Below are 18,667 nucleotides of genomic sequence, written 5' to 3'. Positions count from 1 at the left end.
GTCGCTTTTTTTTATACCTATAAAACATGAAGAAATTACTACTAACACTACTTACTTTATTTTTATTTGCATGTGCCAGCCATGACAAACAAAACAAGCATTATTATTCTAAAATTGAACCTTCTAAATTAAAAAAAGATGTTGCGTATGTACAAAAACAATTGGTGAAAATGCATCCCGATTTGTATTGGTATATATCAAAAGAAGATTTGAACAAAAAATTCGACAGTTTGTCTAAAACTTTGAACGAACCTTTCACGCCGAACGAATTCTTTTTTAAGATTAGTCCTATTGTTGCATCGGTTCATCAAGGACACATGGGTGTTTCAATGGTAACCTTAACGTCGCCAGATTCATTAAAAAAGAAATACAAAGGTTCGGTAAACCCTTTAGAAAATTTTGAATATGAGTATTTAAATAACAAATTATTCATTAAGAAAAACAAATCAAAAACAGATACCATTTTACAAGTAGGTACCGAAATTGTTGACATCAATGGAATAAAACCGCTAGATGTTTTAAAAAAGTACCGAAGCACATTTACATCAGACGGATACAATGAATCTGGCATACCAAAATTCTTTGCTCGTAGGCTTAATTCTTTTTATGTAAACGAATTAGGATTTGTAGATAGTATTAAAATTAATGCCGTTTGTGCCGATACAACGTTCTATCATACCGTAAAAAGAACGTTTAAAGAATCTAAAAAAAGTAAAAAAGATCTTGCTTTAAAAGAGAAAGATACTTTAAAAAATACTAAAATTGTTCAAAAAGATACGTTGCCAAAACTATCAAAAAAAGAACAAAAAATTAAAAACAAAGCAATAGCTCAACAAAACAAAAAAGCTTATAAAAAACAAAGGTTGTTTGGTTACAACTATAAATCTAAAACCTTTTCTAAAGAAATTATTTTTCCGGTTGCTAGTGACAGCACCATATCTATTCTTAAAATTAGAGATTTTTCAGATGGAAAAATAAAAGTGTACGACAGTATTTTTTCTACCATTAAAAAGCATAATGTACAGAATTTAATTATTGATTTACGTGGAAATCCAGGCGGACGCTTAAACGAAATTCATAAGTTAGCCCAATATTTAAACGATACAACGTTTGTGTTTACCCAACCAGCAACAATTACTAAACGTACCACCTATTTTAATTTATTAAAGGGAAAAAGTCCGGTGACTACCTTTTTTTCGATACCATTTGTTACAATTTATTCAACCATTCGTGGGTTAAAATCAAGTAGAAACGATCTTGGCGAATTAAAAGTTCCCATAAAATCGTCTAGAATTACAAAACCAAAATCGTTGAACTATAAAAACAATTTGTATGTAATTACAGATGGTATGACATTTTCTGCGGCAGCAATTATTTCATCGCACTTAAAAGGTAGAAACCGTGCGTTGTTTGTGGGAGATGAAACGGGTGGAACTTTTAACGGAACAGTTGCAGGTGTTATGCCTGTTGTTAAACTACCCCATTCTAAACTTAAATTACGTGTAGGATTAATGACCATAAAACCAGAACAGCAAACCCAAAAAGAAGGTTATGGCGTACTACCTGATGTGTATATTAAACCGACCGAAGAAGATTTTTTAAGTGAAAAAGATGTAGAATTAGAATATATTTTAAATCGACTAAAATCAAACAAAAATGCTCTTAATTAAGAGCATTTTTTAATTATATTGTATTAATTTAAAGTATGCACGTAGAATTTATCAATAAACCTGTTTCGGGTAAATATCCTGAAAAACATTTTGGAAATATTACACCAAATTGTCTTTGGGTAAAATTTACTGATGATGAAAATGAATGGGTTGGATCTTTTGAAACTGGTTGGGTTAAAGATGCTAAACTTATCTTTCAACTTCAAAATCATAAGGCATTTATCATTGCAAATGGTCATGGCTATTTAATTGATTTTAATTTAAAAGAGCAGATCAATGAATCTGTAATTTCTCACATAGAATCTGCTTTACTAAATGCTGTAAATGATACGATTTACTTCATTGATGGTTTTGATATAAAGTATGTAAATAGTGATGGAAGTGTTGATGTTCTTTTAAGCGACTATAATTTCGATAAAATTATACTTATAAAAATTAAAGACAATAAGCTGTATGCTAAATATTGGCACTATCAAGCTAATACTAATTCATTTAATTTTGAAATTGATTTAATAACCAAAGAAGTAAAAGATTCATTCTATATTGAAGAAAAGCAAATGAATACAGATAAACCTAAAATCGGTTTAGTTGATCGAATTAAAAACTATTTCAATAAAAGTTAAGGCTACTTAATCTCAATTTTAGGGAATGACCAATGATATCGAACTGCTAAAATTCTGATTAAAATAATGGTTCCAGCAGTACCAATATAAATTACATCGTCGTTAACGTGTAACAACTTCAAACCAAAAAACATAAATCCGCCCATTAAACAAGCTGTTGCATAGATTTCTTTTCTAAAAATTACCGGAATTTCGTTACAAAGAATATCTCGTGCAACTCCACCAAAACACGCAGTTACTGTTCCTAAAAGAATACATACAATTGGACTAAAATTAATCGATAAGCCTTTTTCGATACCAATAATGGTAAAAATACCTATACCAATGGTATCAAACAAAAATAATGATGTTCTTAAAAAGCTTAAATATTGTCTGAAAACAATAGAAATAACCGTAGCTGCAACCACAATATAAAACGTTTGTAAGTTTAACAACCAAAAAACCGGAGTATTGCCAATAAGCAGATCGCGCAGTGTACCGCCACCAATTGATGTAACCATAGCAATAACGAAAACACCAAAAAAGTCTAATTTTTTTTCGATTCCTGCCAATGCACCCGAAATTGCAAACGCAATAAGTCCTAAAATATCTAAAATGGAAAAAATCATTAGTTGCTTGTTAAATGATTAAAGTCGTTGATTAAGTTTTTTTTATATAAAAAAAATTATTAATCATGTTTGATTATCTTTAAAGAAAAATTAAACAAATTCGAATTATGTTTCAATTGCTAAAAATAAGAACTTTTTCCGATTATATTTCTGATGTATTTCAGTTTTTAAAGCTGTATGGAAAGCATTATTTCAAAAACTATTTAAAATTCGCTTTTATATCCATATTAGTTTCCGCAGTAACAATCGTAATATTCTCTATTTTTTCATCCCAAATATTTAGTTCTTTTACAAGTATAATAGATACCGAACGGAATTTTGTGAGTAAAAACACCTTATTGTTAATTCTTAGTATGGTGATACTTTATATAGTTGGTACATATTTTATTACAATAAGTCTTACTTTTCCATTATACTATATGAAATTAATCAGTGAGAACCCTAACGAAAAACCTCAATTACAAACAATTCGATCATTGTTCAGAAAAGATTTAAAACGTATGCTTCGTTTCGGCTTCCTTAGCGTAACTTTAAATATTATTGTAACACTATTTTTTTTGTTAGTAGCCATCTATTTAATTGGTGGTTTCATTGCGTTTTTATTTGCACCAGCTCTTTTTTTATTGGGTTTACTTTTTATTATAATTTTTATTGTTTTAATTCAGTTTTTAACAATTTGGTATATAGTAACGTTTTTTTATTATGGAAACGATCATCTATCTTTTTTTACTGCTGCAAAAAATGCGTTTAAAACGTACGTAAAAAATTTCTGGACAATTATTGGTGCTAATATATGTATGCTTATAATTGTAAGCACTTTGTATAGAATTGTTACAGCTATTCCGTTTATGTTATTAAAGGCATCTTTAGGAATTACAAATCTTAATTTTACAATTTTAAATCCTTCAATTTCAATCATTGAAAAAATAATTACAGCTATTCTTTTCTGTGTTTCTTTCTTAGTTTATTTACTTTTATATCATTTCATTCTGATTCAAAATAATTTGGTTTACTATTCCGGAAGCAAATAATTTGAACAATAAAATAAATTCCACAAAAGACATTTATATTCAAACAATAGCATCTAAATTTGTGCACGAAAAACAGTTAATCATTCAAGAACTGCAAATGCACGGCATAAAAACGGTTTACACCAAACCGGCAGATCTTTCGGTAAATCTTTTAAACAAATATTTAGAAATTAAGCGACAAGAAATCATTTAAATGAAACAGATAACAAGCATTCAAAATCAATTAATTAAAGATATTTTTCAATTGCAAGAAAAAAGCAAGGCACGTAAAAAAAACGGACTTTTTGTGATTGAAGGTATCCGTGAAATTGAAATTGCAATTAAAAACGATTTTGAAGTTTACCAGCTTTTAATTTGTTTTGATTTGTTTGATGCCGATAAACTGAATAATTTAAAAAGGAAGCTTTCCAATGCAACCGATCTTATTGAAATTTCGAAAGAAGTTTATCAGAAAATAGCATATCGTGAAAGTACAGAAGGCGTAATTGCGGTTGCTAAAACTAAAGATCATTCGTTAGCAACAATTCAGTTACCCGAAAATCCGTTAATTGTGGTGTTAGAATCGTTAGAAAAACCAGGAAATATTGGTGCAGTTTTACGGACTGCCGATGCTGCTAATATTGATGCCGTTTTTATTGCCGATCCTAAAACAGATTTGTACAATCCTAATATTGTACGATCTAGCGTTGGCGCGGTTTTTACCAATAAAATAGTAACTGCAGCATCAACAGAAATAATAAATTACTTTAAAAACAGTAATATTGCCATTTACAGTGCTATTTTACAAGAAGCTGTTTCGTATTATTCGGTCGATTTTAAACAAGGCTCAGCCATTGTAATGGGAACCGAGGCTACAGGTTTAAGTGATATTTGGCGAGAAGAATCAAAAGCAAACATTATTATTCCAATGGAAGGTCAAATTGATTCAATGAATGTGTCTGTAGCGGCAGCCGTGTTAATTTTTGAAGCTAAAAGACAAAGAAATACTCAAAAAATATAAATATTTAAAAAATTCGTTATATTTATAAAAAATTTAAGACTTTATGAAAAAAAACATATTTACAGCATTTTTTGGATTAACCCTATTAGGTTTTTCAGCTCAAGCACAAGTAATTCATAAGTATGAACGTTTCATTCAAGAATACAAATGGAAAGTTGGTGCAAGTTACAACATGATGGATTTTAACTTTAACCATTCTGAAGTTCCCGAAGGTGCAAGTATGATTTCTGGCGGTATTCCTGCAAAAGTTATGATAGGATACGAGTTTTTACCAAACTTATCAGTAGAAGCAGATTTTTCTATGAACGAAATGGAACCAGGAAACTCAATGAATGGATCGGTAGTAACTGGGAAGAAAATTTCAATTGTTTCTTTTAACGGTTCGTTTGCTTATAGCTTAGGTGGTTTATTCAACATTCCTATTGCAGACCCTTACATTAAAGCAGGTCTTGGTCATTTACGTTTAAACCAAGTAGATTTAACAATGGCTAGTGCTGGTGGGGGTATTAATTTTTGGATTGCCGATATTCCTGCAACTAAAAGTTCACGTTACCACCATGATAGAGCTTACCGTAGAATTGGCTTAAATGTTGAAGCTATGGGAAGATCAAATATTTCAACCGAAGGTGCCGGATCGCATGCACAATATTCTGCAGGTATATTTTACATTTTCTAAAAATTAAATAAAAACGATCAATACAAATAAAAAGGAGCTTTTGCTCCTTTTTTTATGATGTAAATAAATTACAACAAAACTTTTTTTTTCTTATATTTAAAAAGAAAATGGGCATTTTATGACACAAGAACAAATAGAAAAAGAAAACAAAGAAATTGCACGCGAGTACAAAGAGCTTTTAAGCATTAGTTATCAAACACTTACAGACGATGATAAGAAATTAATTCGCAAAGCATTTGATGTTGCTGTTGAAGCACATAAAGACCAAAGAAGAAAATCGGGCGAAGCATATATCTTCCATCCTATTGCTGTTGCAAAAATTGTAGCTTCAGAAATTGGTTTAGGACCAACATCTATAGCAGCTGCATTAATGCACGATGTGGTAGAAGATACCGATATTACGGTGGAAGATATTGAACGTATGTTTAATCCTAAAATTGCAAAAATTGTTGAAGGATTAACCAAGATTTCGCGTATGGAACCAGATCCGGATATTTCGCTTCAGGCAGAAAATTACCGTAAAATGTTACTTACGTTAAATGATGATGTGCGTGTTATTTTGATAAAAATTGCCGACCGTTTGCACAATATGCAAACCATGAATTCTATGGCAGCACACAAACAGGCAAAAATAGCATCGGAAACACTATATATTTATGCACCGCTAGCGCACCGTTTAGGCTTGTTTAATATTAAATCGAAATTAGAAGATTTAGGCTTGGAATATACCGAACCAGATGTTTACCACGATATTTTAAGTAAAACCAAAGAAAGTAAAGAAGAACAAAACGCCTATATAGAAAGTATTACCTCTGTCTTAAATGAAGCGCTAGCTAAAGAAGATGTATCGTTTACTATAAAAGGCCGACCGAAATCTATTTATTCTATCCGTAGAAAAATGAAGGCGCAAGGCGTAACTTTTGATCAGGTGTACGATAAATTTGCCATCCGTATTATTTACAACTCTGCTCCTGCCGACGAAAAGTTTATTGCTTGGAAAATTTATTCCATTGTAACAGATCATTACCGTCCATCACCTAGTCGTTTGCGAGATTGGATTTCTTCGCCAAAATCTACCGGTTACGAAGCGTTGCACATTACCGTTATGGGACCAAAAGGTCGTTGGGTTGAAGTGCAAATTCGCAGTGAACGCATGGACGAGATTGCCGAAAAAGGATACGCAGCACATTACAAATACAAACAAGGCGTTACCGAAGAGAATAGTTTAGATAAATGGCTAAATTTATTAAAAGAAGCTTTAGAAAACTCTGAAGCCAATGCAGTAGATTTTGTCGAAGATTTTAAATTGAATCTTTACGCCAAAGAAATTTACATTTTTACGCCAAAAGGAGAAATTAAATCGTTGCCAAAAGGTGCAACTGCGTTAGATTTTGCTTTTAGTATACATACCGATATCGGCATAAAAACGCGCGGAACAAAGGTGAACGGTAAATTGGTTCCGTTAAATTATGAATTAAACTCGGGCGATCAAGTAGAAATTATTACATCGGCAAATCAAAAACCAAGTTCACATTGGCTGGAGTTTGTAACTACTGCCCGAGCAAAAAATAAAATTAAAAATGCTTTAAATGAAGATGTTAAGCAAATTTCTGAAGATGGAAAAGAAATTTTAACCAGAAAATTAAAGCATCTAAAAATTACGCTTGACGAAAAAACCGTGAACGATTTGGTTAATTTCTTTAAATTAAAAACCAGTCAAGATTTATTTTATCGTGTGGGATCAGGAAAAATAGAAAATCAACAATTAAAAGAATTTGCTTCACATAAAAACAGCAATGCTTTTATGAATTTCTTTAAAAAATCTATTAAAAAAGAAGCACCTGCACAATTAACTGAGACAAAATATGATTTACTTGTATTTGGTAAAAACGATGAAAAATTAGATTATAAATTGGCAAATTGCTGTAACCCTATTCCTGGCGATCAGGTTTTTGGGTTTGTAACCATTAACGAAGGTATAAAAGTTCATAAAATAGATTGTCCAAATGCAATAAGTTTACAATCAAATTACGCATACCGAATTCTTCCTGCAAAATGGATCGATTCATCTGTACAAGAATTCAACGCATCGTTAATGATTAAGGGAATTGATGGTTTAGGACTCACAAATGAACTAACTAGAGTAATATCTAGCCAAATGAATGTTAATATTCAAAGTATTTCATTAAGTTCTAATGCAGGTATTTTTAATGGTCAAATCACTGTAATTGTCCCAAACAATCATGTTTTAAACAAACTTATAGAAAATATTCAGGCAATTGATGGAGTAGAAAAAATCACACGTATTTTAGGAACTGCTTAATTTTAAATATTTAATTTTTAGTATCGGTAATAAACTTTTATATTTGTGCTGTTAAAAAAGATCATGGAAGAAAATAAAAATCAAGAAATTGTAAAAAGCGTTTTCACTAAATATTTAGGTGACAAAGGGCATAGGAAAACACCTGAACGCTATGCTATACTTCAAGAAATTTATGAAAACGAAGAACATTTTGACATTGAATCGTTATACATTAAAATGAAAAATAAAAACTACCGTGTTAGTAGAGCAACCCTTTACAATACGATAGAATTGTTGTTGGAATGTGGTTTGGTGCGCCGTCATCAGTTCGGACAAAACCAATCGCATTACGAAAAATCGTATTTTGATAAGCAACATGATCATATTATTTTAACAGATACAGGCGAAGTGATTGAATTTTGTGATCCGCGAATTCAAACCATTAAGCAAACCATCGAAGAAATTTTTAACATAAAAGTTCATAATCACTCTTTATATTTCTACGGAACTAAAGAGGATAAAACCAATACAACTAATAATTAAAAACAGACTAACATACTAAACATGACAGTAGATTTGTTACTTGGTCTTCAATGGGGAGATGAAGGAAAAGGAAAAATTGTAGACGTACTTACATCTAAATACGATATTATTGCACGTTTTCAAGGTGGACCAAACGCAGGTCACACATTAGAATTCGATGGAATTAAGCACGTTTTAAGAACAATTCCTTCAGGAATTTTCCATAAAAAATCAATAAACATCATTGGAAACGGTGTGGTAATTGATCCAGTAGTATTTCAAAAAGAAATTGAAGGTTTACAAAAATTTGATATTGATGTACAATCACGCCTTTTAATTTCTAGAAAAGCACATTTAATTTTACCAACACACCGCTTGTTAGACGCCGCTTCGGAAGCAGCAAAAGGCAAAGCTAAAATTGGTTCTACTTTAAAGGGAATTGGTCCAACTTATATGGATAAAACTGGTAGAAACGGTTTACGTGTAGGCGATATTGAATTGGCAGATTTTAAAGAACGATACAATGCCTTAGCAGAAAAACATATAGACATGATTAAATTCTATAATGTTGATTTGCAATACAACTTGGCTGAAATGGAAGAGGAATTCTTTGCTGCTGTTGAAGAATTAAAGAAATTAACTTTTATTGATTCTGAGTTTTATTTAAATAGTGCCTTAAAAGAAGGAAAATCTATTTTAGCAGAAGGTGCACAAGGATCTTTGTTAGATATTGATTTTGGAACTTATCCGTTCGTAACATCATCAAACACTACAGCTGCTGGTGCTTGTACTGGTTTAGGTATTGCGCCAAACAAAGTAAAAGATGTTTTTGGAATTTTTAAAGCATATACAACCCGCGTTGGTTCGGGTCCATTTCCTACCGAATTATTTGATGAAGTTGGTGAAACAATGGCAAAAGTTGGTAATGAATTTGGTTCTGTAACAGGACGCGCACGTCGTTGTGGCTGGTTAGATTTGGTTGCGTTGAAGTATGCAGTAGAAGTTAACGGTGTTACCGCTTTATATATGATGAAAGGCGATGTTCTATCGGGCTTTGACACCTTAAAAGTTTGTACAGCTTACACGTATAAAGGCGAACAAATTGATCATTTACCTTATAACATTGAAGAAGAAAATGTACAACCGGTTTATGTAGAGAAAAAAGGTTGGAAACAAGATTTAACAGGTTTAACAACATACGGCGATTTACCTGAAGAATTAAAAGAATACATAGAATTTATTGAAGAATACGTTGGTATACCAATTAAAGTAGTATCGGTTGGTCCGGATCGTAAACAAACAATAATGAAATAATATTAAGCACTCTTTACAGGGTGCTTTTTTAATGCTTAAATTCTTCTTAACGCAATGGTTACATCGTTAAAAATTACGTAATTTTGAAAAAAATTATCCCAATTGAAAACCTTTTTTTTAAACCTGTTTTTTCTGTTGTTTTGTTGTGCCTTTTCGTTTGCACAAACACCTGAGCCAAACGGTAAAATCATAAAATTATTAGCATCAGATTTTACCGATGTTAATGAATACGAGGTTCCCGGTGCTAAAATTCTTACCGGAAATGTTCAAATGCAGCACGACAGTATGTATATTTACTGCAATAAAGCGTATTTTTTTGAGAAGGAAAATTATGCAAAACTGTTTGGAAATGTTAGAATTATTCAAGACGATACCTTGCAGTTGAACAGCAAATATGCCGAATACAACGGTGTAGAAAAAATTGCTTACGCATCTGGAAATGTGGTAATGACATCGCCAGATTCATCTTTAAAATCAGAAAAAGTTTATTACGACAGAAATACGGGCATTGCATATTACAACGATAATGCAACAATTACCAACAAACTGAATACTTTAAAATCTAAATCGGGTAAATATTACACGCGTGAATTAAAGTACGAATTCAGAACGCAGGTTGTTATTACAAATCCTGAAAATGTTATCAAATCAAACCATTTAGATTTTTACGAAGATTCCGGTCACGCCTATTTATTTGGACCTTCAACAATCGATAACAAAGGAAATCATATTTATACCGAAAACGGTTTTTACGACACCCGTTTAAACGAAGGAAAAATGATCGAAAAATCGTTTATACTTTATGATAACAAACGTATTGAAGCCGATGAAATGTACTACGATGAAAAAAGATCTTATGCAAAAGGCATCAACAACGTAAAAGTTACAGATACTATTAACAACACCATTGCAACCAGTCATTTTGCAGAAGTTTTTCGTGCAAACGATTCGGTTTTCATGACAAAAAAACCATTAATTCAAACTATTGCAGAAAAAGATACTACCTATTTTCATGCTAAAAACATACAAATTGTTGGTCCGGATAAACAACGCGTTATAAAAGGTTATCCCAATGCACGTATGTATCGCACGCCTGACATGAGCGGAAAAGCAGATTCTTTGCATTACGATCAAAAAATTGGTTTGTTGCAATTAATTCGAAAACCCGTTTTATTTAAAGATGAAAGTCAGTTAACCGGCGATGTTATCCATTTAATAAATAATGTAGAAACCGAAAAACTAGATTCGCTAAAAGTACTTACCAATGCTTTTGTAATTCAGAAAGATTCACTCGGGGCTGGTTTTAATCAAGCTAAAGGAATCAATATGTACGGAAAATTTATCGATGATAAAATTAGGCAGATTGATTTGGTGCAAAACGCCGAAATGATTTATTATGTGTACGATGAAGAGGTTTTGCAAGGAATTGATAAAGGAATTTGCAGTAAAATTGTTTTAGAATTAGAAGACAACAAAATTACAACAGCAACACGAATGATTAATCCCGAAGGAACAACATATCCGCCGGAACAATTCCCTGAAAACGCTCGGAAACTGGCAGGTTTTAACTGGCGGGGCGATGAACGAATGTACAGTGTAGACGAACTTTTTAGCGACGAGGAACTGAAGCATGATGATAAAGCCGAAGAAGAAGTTAAAAAGAACGAGAAAGTAAGCGAAAAACCAATGGAAGTTCAGGATAAAACCTTGAATTTTAAACGATCGGGAAAATCACCAAACGTTATAAAAAAACGTAGCGAGTAAAATGAAAGAAGATTTTTTTAAATATCAGGCTCAAACCAGCCTGTATCCGTTAGAAGTTGAAATTTCTCATGCAAAAGGAAGTTACATTTACAGTACAGACGGTAAAAAACATTTAGATTTTGTTGCAGGCGTTTCGGCTTGTACGTTAGGGCATCAGCATCCACGTGTGGTAAATGCTATAAAAGATCAGCTTGATAAATACTTACACGTTATGGTTTATGGCGAATATGTTCAAAAACCAGCGGTAGATTTTTGTAAATTATTGGCACAACATTTACCTGCTAGTTTAAACAAAACGTATCTGGTAAATTCGGGAACCGAAGCCATTGAAGGCGCATTAAAACTAGCAAAACGTGTAACTGGCAGAACGCATATTATTTCATGCGTAAACGCTTACCACGGAAACACACAAGGTTCTATGAGTATTTTAGGTAATGAAGAACGCAAACGCGCATTTCGTCCGTTACTGCCAAATGTAGACTTTGTTACTTTTAATAACGAAGAAGAATTACAGCAAATTACAACAAAAACAGCAGCAATTGTATTAGAAACCATTCAAGGAAGCGCAGGATTTGTAACACCCGAAAACGATTATCTGTTGAAGGTTCGCAAGCGTTGCGACGAAGTTGGTGCTTTATTAATTTTAGATGAAATTCAGCCTGGTTTTGGAAGAACGGGTAAATTATTTGGTTTTGAAAACTATAATGTTTTTCCCGATATTTTGGTAATAGGTAAAGGTATGGGCGGCGGCATGCCTGTTGGTGCTTTTACTGCCAATGAAAAAATGATGGATTTACTGGCGCACGATCCTAAGTGCGGACACATAACAACTTTTGGTGGACATCCTATAATTGCAGCGGCAAGTTTGGCAACTTTACAAGAGTTGTTAGAAACCGATTTAATGGAACAAACTCTGATAAAAGAACAATTGTTCCGCAGTTTACTGAAACATCCGCTGATAACCGAAATTCACGGCAAAGGTTTAATGCTTGCTCCAATGACGCCATCGGCAGAAATAACCAACCAAGTAATTTTAAAGTGTAAAGACAAAGGTTTGGTATTATTTTGGCTAATGTTTGAAGAAAGAGCCATTCGTATTACACCACCTTTAACCATTTCTGAAGAAGAAATAAAAGAAGGTTGCGCAATTTTAATAGAAGCGCTTAACGAAGTTCAGAAAGAACTTTGTTAATTAAAATGTTTATAAGATAGTTTTTTGCGTACCTATAACGTAACGTTTATGAGCTATCTTTAATAATAAAAACAGTCGATTATGTTTACACACGACGAAGAAGATTTTTTTAGAATGTCTATTTCAAAATTCGAGAATATGCTTAAAACAAACAAAATTTGTTTTTTCGATTCAGAAGAATTTGAAAACATTATACTGCACTATTTAGATTCGGGTAAAATTAACTTATCTAAAAAAGCGCTGAAACTTGGATTAGAACAGCATCCAAACTCTATCGGACTAAAATTGGTTCAGGTGGAGCTTTTGGTTTTTGAAAACAAGTTAGACAAAGCCGAAAAATTATTGAACGAATTACAACATATCGATCCAAGAAACGATGAAGTTTATATTCAACGGGCAAACATTCACTCTAAACAAGGCAGCCATCATAAAGCAATAGATTCTTTAAAGATTGCTTTGCAATATACCGAAGATTTTGCTGATGTTTATTCTTTATTAGGAATGGAATATTTATTTATCGATGAAATTCTAGAGGCTAAAGATGCTTTTATTAAGTGTTTAGAACACGATTCTGAAGATCAAACCGCACTTTATAACGTTGTTTATTGTTATGATTTTTTAGACAATCACCAAGAAGCTATTGAATTTTTAGAAGAATTTATTGATCACAACCCGTATTCCGAAGTCGCATGGCATCAATTAGGACGCCAATATTATACTTTAAAATATTTCCGTAAAGCAATTGAAGCCTTTGATTTTGCGTGCATAATTGATGAACATTTTGTAGGTGCCTACTTAGAAAAAGGGAAATCGTACGAAAAGCTTAAAATGTACACCCAGGCAATAAACTGTTACAAAGAAACTTTGCAGTTAGACGATCCTTCGTCTTATGTTTATCGCAGAATGGGTTTATGCTACGAAGCATTGAAAAATTACGATAAAGCTTTAAAATATTATTTGCGTTCTGTTAACGAAGATCCGTTGATGGATAAATCTTGGATTGCCATTGCTGATTTGCATTTAAAAAAGAACGATTTTAAAAAAGCGTTGCAATTTGTAAACAAAGCATTAGGGATCGATGAAAACAACCATTTATATTGGCGACGTTACGCAATTATAAACAAAGAATTATTGTTTTTAGAAGAAGCCGAATTAGGTTTTAGAAAAGCGGTTGAAAACGGTGATGCTTTTTTAGACACTTGGTTGTATTGGAGCGAGACGTTACATTTGTTAGAAGACAATGTACAGGCAGTTGAAAAATTATTGAAAGCGCGCGAAATTTTTAACGACGAATACGAAATTGAATACCGTTTAACCGGAGTGTATATGTTAGTAAACGAAACAGAAAAAGCCTTGTATCATTTAACAAATGCTTTGGCTTTAAACTACAAAAACAAAACTTTATTGCAAACATTGTTTCCGGCTGTTTGGAAAAACGAACAAATACAAAGTTATATTCAAAATTTTAATCAAGAATAATCGTTATGCTAAATAACGATTTTTTATTATGAAAACATACGGCTTAATAGGTAAAAACATCAGCTATTCTTTTTCACGGAATTATTTCAACAATAAGTTTAAGAATCAAAATATTTTAAATACACAATACATTAATTTTGATATAGATAACCTATCAGAATTAAACAATATATTCAATTTAAATAATTTTGGATTTAATGTTACAATTCCATACAAAGAAGCTATTATTCCGTATTTAGATTTGTTAGATTTTCATGCAGAACAAATTGGTGCAGTTAATACAATAAAGATCGAAAACGAAAAAAAAATCGGTTTCAATACCGATTGGATTGGTTTTAAAAAATCGATACAGCCCCACTTAAAACCACATCACACAAAAGCCTTAATTTTAGGAACCGGCGGTGCAAGCAAAGCAATAATTTACGCATTAGAACAATTACAAATAAATTATTTAATAGTATCGCGAAATGGTGAAATTACCTACGAAGATTTATCTGAAGAAATCATTCAAAGTCATACAATCATTATAAATTGTACACCTGTTGGTACGTTCCCAAATGTAGATTCAGCACCTGATATTCCTTATAAATTTCTTACAAAGAATCACTTAGCTTACGATTTAATTTACAATCCTAGCGAAACATTGTTTTTAAAAAAGTGTAAAGAGCAAAATGCTGATACAAAAAACGGATTAGAAATGTTAGAAATTCAGGCAGAAGAATCTTGGGAAATTTGGAATAGTTAAAACTATTTCTTATAAAAAATTTGTTGACTTTCAATTAATTATTTATCTTTCAAAAATAATTTGTTAAACTTAAACATTAAAAAAATGTTAGAAGAAAAGAATGATAACCTGCCATTAGCAGACGGAGTGAACCCTGAAACAGAAACAAATACAATTGTTGAAGCAATAAATTCAACAAATGCAGAAGACAGCGAAACAGCTTCTATAAACGAAAACAACCATATTCTTTTAGCTAATTACGACGAATTATCGTTAGAGGAATTGAATACAGAACTGGAAAATTTATTAAAAAACGAGAAAGTTACAGCCATTCGTGATCATGTAGAAGGCATTAAACGCAGTTTTCTTAATAAATACAATGAACTGATTGATGAAAAAAGAAAGGTTTTTTTAGAAGAAAATCCAGAAGCTTTTTCAACAGATTTTCAATATGATTTACCTGCAAAGAATCATTTTAACTCTTTGTATAACAACTATAAAGACCAAAGAAACACGCATTTTAAATCGATACAAGATCAGCTAAAAACAAATTTAGCTAATCGCAATCAATTAATTGACGAATTAAAAGATTTGGTAGAAAATACCGAAAATTATAATGCTGCTTTAAAAGATATTCAACAAATTCGTGAGCGTTGGAAAAATGCCGGACCAATTCCAAAAGATAATTACAATCACGTATGGAATAACTTTCATTTTCATTTAGAACGTTTTTACGATCAGTTGCATTTAGACCGTGAAGCACGCGATATAGACTTTAAAAACAATTTAGATCAAAAACAAAAAGTCATAGAACGTGCAAGTATTTTAATTAACGAACCCGATATTCGCAAAGCTTTCCGTGAATTACAAACGTTACACCGCATTTGGAAAGAAGAAATTGGACCTGTTGCTAAAGAATACCGCGAAGAAATATGGCATAAATTTAGTGAAATAACTAAGCAACTACATAGCAAAAGAGAATCATTACAAAATGAAATTCGCGAACGTGAAGAACTTAATCTTGCCAAAAAAAATGAATTAATTGCTGCAATCAACAGTATTTCTACAAATAAATTTAATTCACATAACGATTGGCAAAATGCCATAAAAGAAATAGAGCAATTAAGAACACAGTTTTTTAGTGCCGGACGTGTGCCTGCAGAACAAAGCGAAGATACTTGGGCAACCTTTAAAAACGCTACCCGAAACTTTAATGTTTTAAAGAACAATTTCTATAAAGACATAAAAAAGGAACAACAAGACAATTTAGTTAAAAAACAGGCTTTAATAGAAAAAGCTAAATCATTAGCAGAAAGTACAGATTACAATACCACTACCCCTGCAATGAAAAAAATACAAGAAGAATGGAAACACGTTGGTCATGTGCCAAGAAAATTTTCAGACAGCTTGTGGAAAGAGTTTAAGCAAACTTGTAATTCTTATTTTGACAGACTTCATAGCGAACGCAACCAAGAAATGGAAGTGGAGATGGCTAACTTTGATCGAAAGAAAGAATACTTAGAAAGCTTGAAAGATTTTGAATTAACGGGCGATCATAAAACAGATTTAGACGCTATTAAAGTACATATAGAAAACTGGAAAGGTTTAGGTATTGTTCCGCAAACCCGCAGACATATTGAAGGTAAATTCAACAAGGTTTTAGATGCATTGTTCGATAAATTAAGTTTATCTAAAAAAGAAGCCGAATTGGTTAAATTCAATAATAAAATCGAGCATTTAATTGAAAGTAACGATGGCAGACGCTTACAAAACGAAACAGTGTTTGTGCAACGTAAAGTAGAAGAAATTCAATCGGAAATTTTTCAGTTAGAAAACAATGTGCAATTTATTTCTAATGCTAAGGCAGACAATCCGTTGGTAAAAGAAATTAATAAAAATATTGAGCGTCATAAAGATGAATTAAACTTGTGGAAAGAAAAGCTGGTTCAATTAAGAAACATCAATAAAAATGATTAATAAAATACAAAACCGGAAATTTCCGGTTTTTTTCATTTCAAAAAGCGTTATAATATGCTTGCTGCTTCTGTCTGTTATTGGCTGTAAGTCTAAAACTGATTGGCGTGATAATTACAATAAAAACAAGAACAAAAAAGAAATTAAAAAAACAACAAACCATTCTAAAACTATTGCTAAACCCTACGATTTATCAGAAATAAGCAAAATATTAGATGTTAGTGAAAGTAGCTTAAAAAATAAAAATCTATATAATTTTATTATAGATTGGTACGGAACGCCCTATAAATACGGTGGAAATAACCAAAATGGAATTGATTGTTCTGCATTTACAAATATTTTGTATAAAGAAATTTATCAGTTATACATTCCAAGAATATCTAAAGATATTGCCGAAAACGTTAAACGTAAATATACAAAGGACCTAAAAGAAGGCGATTTGGTGTTTTTTTCATTTGGTAATACTGGAATTGTAAATCATGTAGGTATTTATTTACAAAACAATATGTTTGTACACGCATCTACATCAAAAGGTGTTATCATATCAAATTTAACCGAACCTTATTATGGCGATTATTTAGTAAAATGTGGATCGTATAAAAACTAAGAATTATATCAATCATGGAAACTTTTGCAGAAAAAATAATTGCGTTCAACAAACAATTGAATTATTCAGGAAACTTACCAAATAATTTTCAGGTTTTAAATCCGTATTTATCTAATCCGGAAACGCTACTTGTTATGCAACAGTTTTACGAAAAGTTTTATAATGATACTAATAAACGAAAATTTATTATCGGAATAAACCCAAGTCGACATGGCGCAGGCGTTACAGGCGTTCCGTTTACAGATACCAAACGTTTGGAAAGTGTTTGCGGAATAAAAATGCAATCGGCACATACGCATGAAATTTCATCGGTTTATATGTATGATATGATCGAAGAATTTGGCAGAGTAACAGAATTTTACAATCAGTTTTATATAAATTCTCCGTTTCCGTTAGCAATCGTCAAAAAAAATAAAGACAATAATTGGGTAAATGCTAATTATTATGATGATTTAGAACTTTTTAAAATGGTGAAAGATTTTATGATTGAATCATTAAAAAAACATATTGCTTTAGGTTTGTATACCGATGAAGTTTTTGTTTTAGGAAAGAAAAATGCCACTTTTATAGAAAAGTTAAACAACGAAGCCAAATTGTTTGATAAAATCACGGTTTTAGAACACCCTAGATACATCCAACAATATAAATCAAAAGACAAACAACTTTATATTGATAAATATATTTTAGCATTAACTTCAAACAACTAATAATGAATCAGGATATTTTAAATTATAACGAAACTCTTTCTGAAGAGCATCAAAAAATATGCGATTTATTGGCGCAAATAATATCAGAAAATCTTAAAAATGCCGAAAGTAAAATCTGGCATACGCATCCAGTTTGGTTTTTAAACGGTAATCCTATTGTTGGTTACAGTAAACAAAAAACAGGTATACGATTAATGTTTTGGAGCGGTATTGATTTTGAAGAAGAAAAATTAAACGTTCACGGGAAAAAGTTCAAAGATGATTCTGTTTTCTATAATTTGGTAGCTGAAATCAATAAAGAAGATTTACATAGATGGTTAAAAAAATCCATTGAAATTCAGTGGGATTATAAAAATATCGTAAAACGTAAAGGCGTTTTGGTTAAACTTTAAAGACAAACTAGACTGCCAATAAATTGTTACTATTAAGAACTGCTTTACAAACTTAATTTTATTTAAAAAGATCAATCTTAAA

The 18,667-nt window shown here is 31.5% G+C and carries 18 protein-coding genes; 17 read left to right on the top strand and 1 reads right to left on the bottom strand.

Translation table 11 applies throughout. The features are described 5' to 3' along the window. Positions 1-26: 26 nt before the first annotated feature. Positions 27-1,670 carry a S41 family peptidase gene (locus tag EG242_RS11210; RefSeq protein WP_124899961.1) on the top strand — a complete coding sequence of 548 codons (1,644 nt, stop codon included), beginning with the start codon at positions 27-29 and terminating at the stop codon, positions 1,668-1,670. Between the two features lie 35 nt (positions 1,671-1,705). Then, positions 1,706-2,293, top strand: a complete 588-nt coding sequence (locus EG242_RS11205) for a hypothetical protein (RefSeq protein WP_124899960.1) — start codon at positions 1,706-1,708, stop codon at positions 2,291-2,293. Between the two features lie 2 nt (positions 2,294-2,295). On the opposite strand, the gene EG242_RS11200 is transcribed toward EG242_RS11205, so the two are convergent. Further along, on the bottom strand, positions 2,296-2,901 hold the full coding sequence (locus EG242_RS11200) for a trimeric intracellular cation channel family protein (RefSeq protein WP_124899959.1): 606 nt from the start codon (positions 2,899-2,901) through the stop codon (positions 2,296-2,298). 419 nt (positions 2,902-3,320) lie between these two features. Here EG242_RS11200 and EG242_RS11195 point away from each other — a divergent pair, with 419 nt between their 5' ends. The 15 genes from EG242_RS11195 (at position 3,321) to EG242_RS11125 (ending at position 18,585) form a co-directional block, all read left to right on the top strand. Then, a complete protein-coding gene (locus EG242_RS11195; RefSeq protein ID WP_124899958.1) occupies positions 3,321-3,932 on the top strand; it encodes a hypothetical protein in 612 nt (203 codons plus the stop codon). Position 3,933: 1 nt separating this feature from the next. Further along, complete coding sequence (locus EG242_RS11190; protein ID WP_124899957.1) at positions 3,934-4,125, top strand: hypothetical protein; 192 nt, start codon at positions 3,934-3,936, stop codon at positions 4,123-4,125. Next, entirely contained in the window at positions 4,126-4,932 is an 807-nt protein-coding gene (locus EG242_RS11185; protein WP_124899956.1) for a TrmH family RNA methyltransferase, read from the top strand. It abuts the gene before it with no gap. A gap of 43 nt (positions 4,933-4,975) precedes the next feature. After that, positions 4,976-5,608, top strand: a complete 633-nt coding sequence (locus tag EG242_RS11180; RefSeq protein WP_124899955.1) for an outer membrane beta-barrel protein — start codon at positions 4,976-4,978, stop codon at positions 5,606-5,608. A 118-nt stretch (positions 5,609-5,726) separates the two neighbouring features. Further along, positions 5,727-7,931, top strand: coding sequence for a RelA/SpoT family protein (locus tag EG242_RS11175; RefSeq protein ID WP_124899954.1), 2,205 nt, complete (start codon positions 5,727-5,729; stop codon positions 7,929-7,931). A gap of 63 nt (positions 7,932-7,994) precedes the next feature. Further along, the gene (locus EG242_RS11170; protein ID WP_124899953.1) at positions 7,995-8,453 is read left to right on the top strand and encodes a Fur family transcriptional regulator; all 459 of its coding nucleotides are present in this window, start codon (positions 7,995-7,997) and stop codon (positions 8,451-8,453) included. Between the two features lie 21 nt (positions 8,454-8,474). Continuing rightward, positions 8,475-9,746 carry an adenylosuccinate synthase gene (locus EG242_RS11165; protein ID WP_124899952.1) on the top strand — a complete coding sequence of 424 codons (1,272 nt, stop codon included), beginning with the start codon at positions 8,475-8,477 and terminating at the stop codon, positions 9,744-9,746. A 102-nt stretch (positions 9,747-9,848) separates the two neighbouring features. Beyond that, the gene (locus tag EG242_RS11160) at positions 9,849-11,510 is read left to right on the top strand and encodes an OstA-like protein (RefSeq protein ID WP_124899951.1); all 1,662 of its coding nucleotides are present in this window, start codon (positions 9,849-9,851) and stop codon (positions 11,508-11,510) included. A 1-nt stretch (position 11,511) separates the two neighbouring features. After that, a complete protein-coding gene (locus tag EG242_RS11155; RefSeq protein WP_124899950.1) occupies positions 11,512-12,702 on the top strand; it encodes an aspartate aminotransferase family protein in 1,191 nt (396 codons plus the stop codon). An 81-nt stretch (positions 12,703-12,783) separates the two neighbouring features. Continuing rightward, positions 12,784-14,181: a tetratricopeptide repeat protein gene (locus EG242_RS11150; protein WP_124899949.1), complete on the top strand. Its 1,398-nt coding sequence runs from the start codon at positions 12,784-12,786 to the stop codon at positions 14,179-14,181. 28 nt (positions 14,182-14,209) lie between these two features. Next, on the top strand, positions 14,210-14,926 hold the full coding sequence (locus tag EG242_RS11145; RefSeq protein ID WP_124899948.1) for a shikimate dehydrogenase family protein: 717 nt from the start codon (positions 14,210-14,212) through the stop codon (positions 14,924-14,926). Positions 14,927-15,010: 84 nt separating this feature from the next. Then, positions 15,011-16,882, top strand: coding sequence for a DUF349 domain-containing protein (locus EG242_RS11140; RefSeq protein WP_124899947.1), 1,872 nt, complete (start codon positions 15,011-15,013; stop codon positions 16,880-16,882). Then, positions 16,875-17,486 carry a C40 family peptidase gene (locus EG242_RS11135; protein WP_124899946.1) on the top strand — a complete coding sequence of 204 codons (612 nt, stop codon included), beginning with the start codon at positions 16,875-16,877 and terminating at the stop codon, positions 17,484-17,486. Before EG242_RS11140 ends, EG242_RS11135 begins: the two co-directional genes overlap by 8 nt. A gap of 14 nt (positions 17,487-17,500) precedes the next feature. Further along, entirely contained in the window at positions 17,501-18,193 is a 693-nt protein-coding gene (locus EG242_RS11130) for an SMUG2 DNA glycosylase family protein (protein ID WP_124899945.1), read from the top strand. Positions 18,194-18,195: 2 nt separating this feature from the next. After that, the gene (locus EG242_RS11125) at positions 18,196-18,585 is read left to right on the top strand and encodes a DUF1801 domain-containing protein (RefSeq protein ID WP_124899944.1); all 390 of its coding nucleotides are present in this window, start codon (positions 18,196-18,198) and stop codon (positions 18,583-18,585) included. The last annotated feature ends 82 nt before the right edge of the window (positions 18,586-18,667 follow it).

The organism is Paenimyroides viscosum (assembly GCF_003858535.1).
Classification (GTDB): domain Bacteria; phylum Bacteroidota; class Bacteroidia; order Flavobacteriales; family Flavobacteriaceae; genus Flavobacterium; species Flavobacterium viscosum.
This window is presented reverse-complemented; position numbering and strand designations above follow the sequence as displayed.

What these genes read in the sequence shown, in the direction of transcription:
- EG242_RS11175 (WP_124899954.1), top strand. Translation starts at nt 5,727, where the DNA reads ATGACACAAGAACAAATAGAAAAAGAAAACAAAGAAATTGCACGCGAG.
- EG242_RS11140 (WP_124899947.1), top strand. Translation starts at nt 15,011, where the DNA reads ATGTTAGAAGAAAAGAATGATAACCTGCCATTAGCAGACGGAGTGAAC.
- EG242_RS11185 (WP_124899956.1), top strand. Translation starts at nt 4,126, where the DNA reads ATGAAACAGATAACAAGCATTCAAAATCAATTAATTAAAGATATTTTT.
- EG242_RS11210 (WP_124899961.1), top strand. Translation starts at nt 27, where the DNA reads ATGAAGAAATTACTACTAACACTACTTACTTTATTTTTATTTGCATGT.
- EG242_RS11150 (WP_124899949.1), top strand. Translation starts at nt 12,784, where the DNA reads ATGTTTACACACGACGAAGAAGATTTTTTTAGAATGTCTATTTCAAAA.
- EG242_RS11130 (WP_124899945.1), top strand. Translation starts at nt 17,501, where the DNA reads ATGGAAACTTTTGCAGAAAAAATAATTGCGTTCAACAAACAATTGAAT.
- EG242_RS11135 (WP_124899946.1), top strand. Translation starts at nt 16,875, where the DNA reads ATGATTAATAAAATACAAAACCGGAAATTTCCGGTTTTTTTCATTTCA.
- EG242_RS11170 (WP_124899953.1), top strand. Translation starts at nt 7,995, where the DNA reads ATGGAAGAAAATAAAAATCAAGAAATTGTAAAAAGCGTTTTCACTAAA.
- EG242_RS11205 (WP_124899960.1), top strand. Translation starts at nt 1,706, where the DNA reads ATGCACGTAGAATTTATCAATAAACCTGTTTCGGGTAAATATCCTGAA.
- EG242_RS11125 (WP_124899944.1), top strand. Translation starts at nt 18,196, where the DNA reads ATGAATCAGGATATTTTAAATTATAACGAAACTCTTTCTGAAGAGCAT.
- EG242_RS11145 (WP_124899948.1), top strand. Translation starts at nt 14,210, where the DNA reads ATGAAAACATACGGCTTAATAGGTAAAAACATCAGCTATTCTTTTTCA.
- EG242_RS11200 (WP_124899959.1), bottom strand. Translation starts at nt 2,901, where the DNA reads ATGATTTTTTCCATTTTAGATATTTTAGGACTTATTGCGTTTGCAATT.
- EG242_RS11155 (WP_124899950.1), top strand. Translation starts at nt 11,512, where the DNA reads ATGAAAGAAGATTTTTTTAAATATCAGGCTCAAACCAGCCTGTATCCG.
- EG242_RS11195 (WP_124899958.1), top strand. Translation starts at nt 3,321, where the DNA reads ATGAAATTAATCAGTGAGAACCCTAACGAAAAACCTCAATTACAAACA.
- EG242_RS11180 (WP_124899955.1), top strand. Translation starts at nt 4,976, where the DNA reads ATGAAAAAAAACATATTTACAGCATTTTTTGGATTAACCCTATTAGGT.
- EG242_RS11165 (WP_124899952.1), top strand. Translation starts at nt 8,475, where the DNA reads ATGACAGTAGATTTGTTACTTGGTCTTCAATGGGGAGATGAAGGAAAA.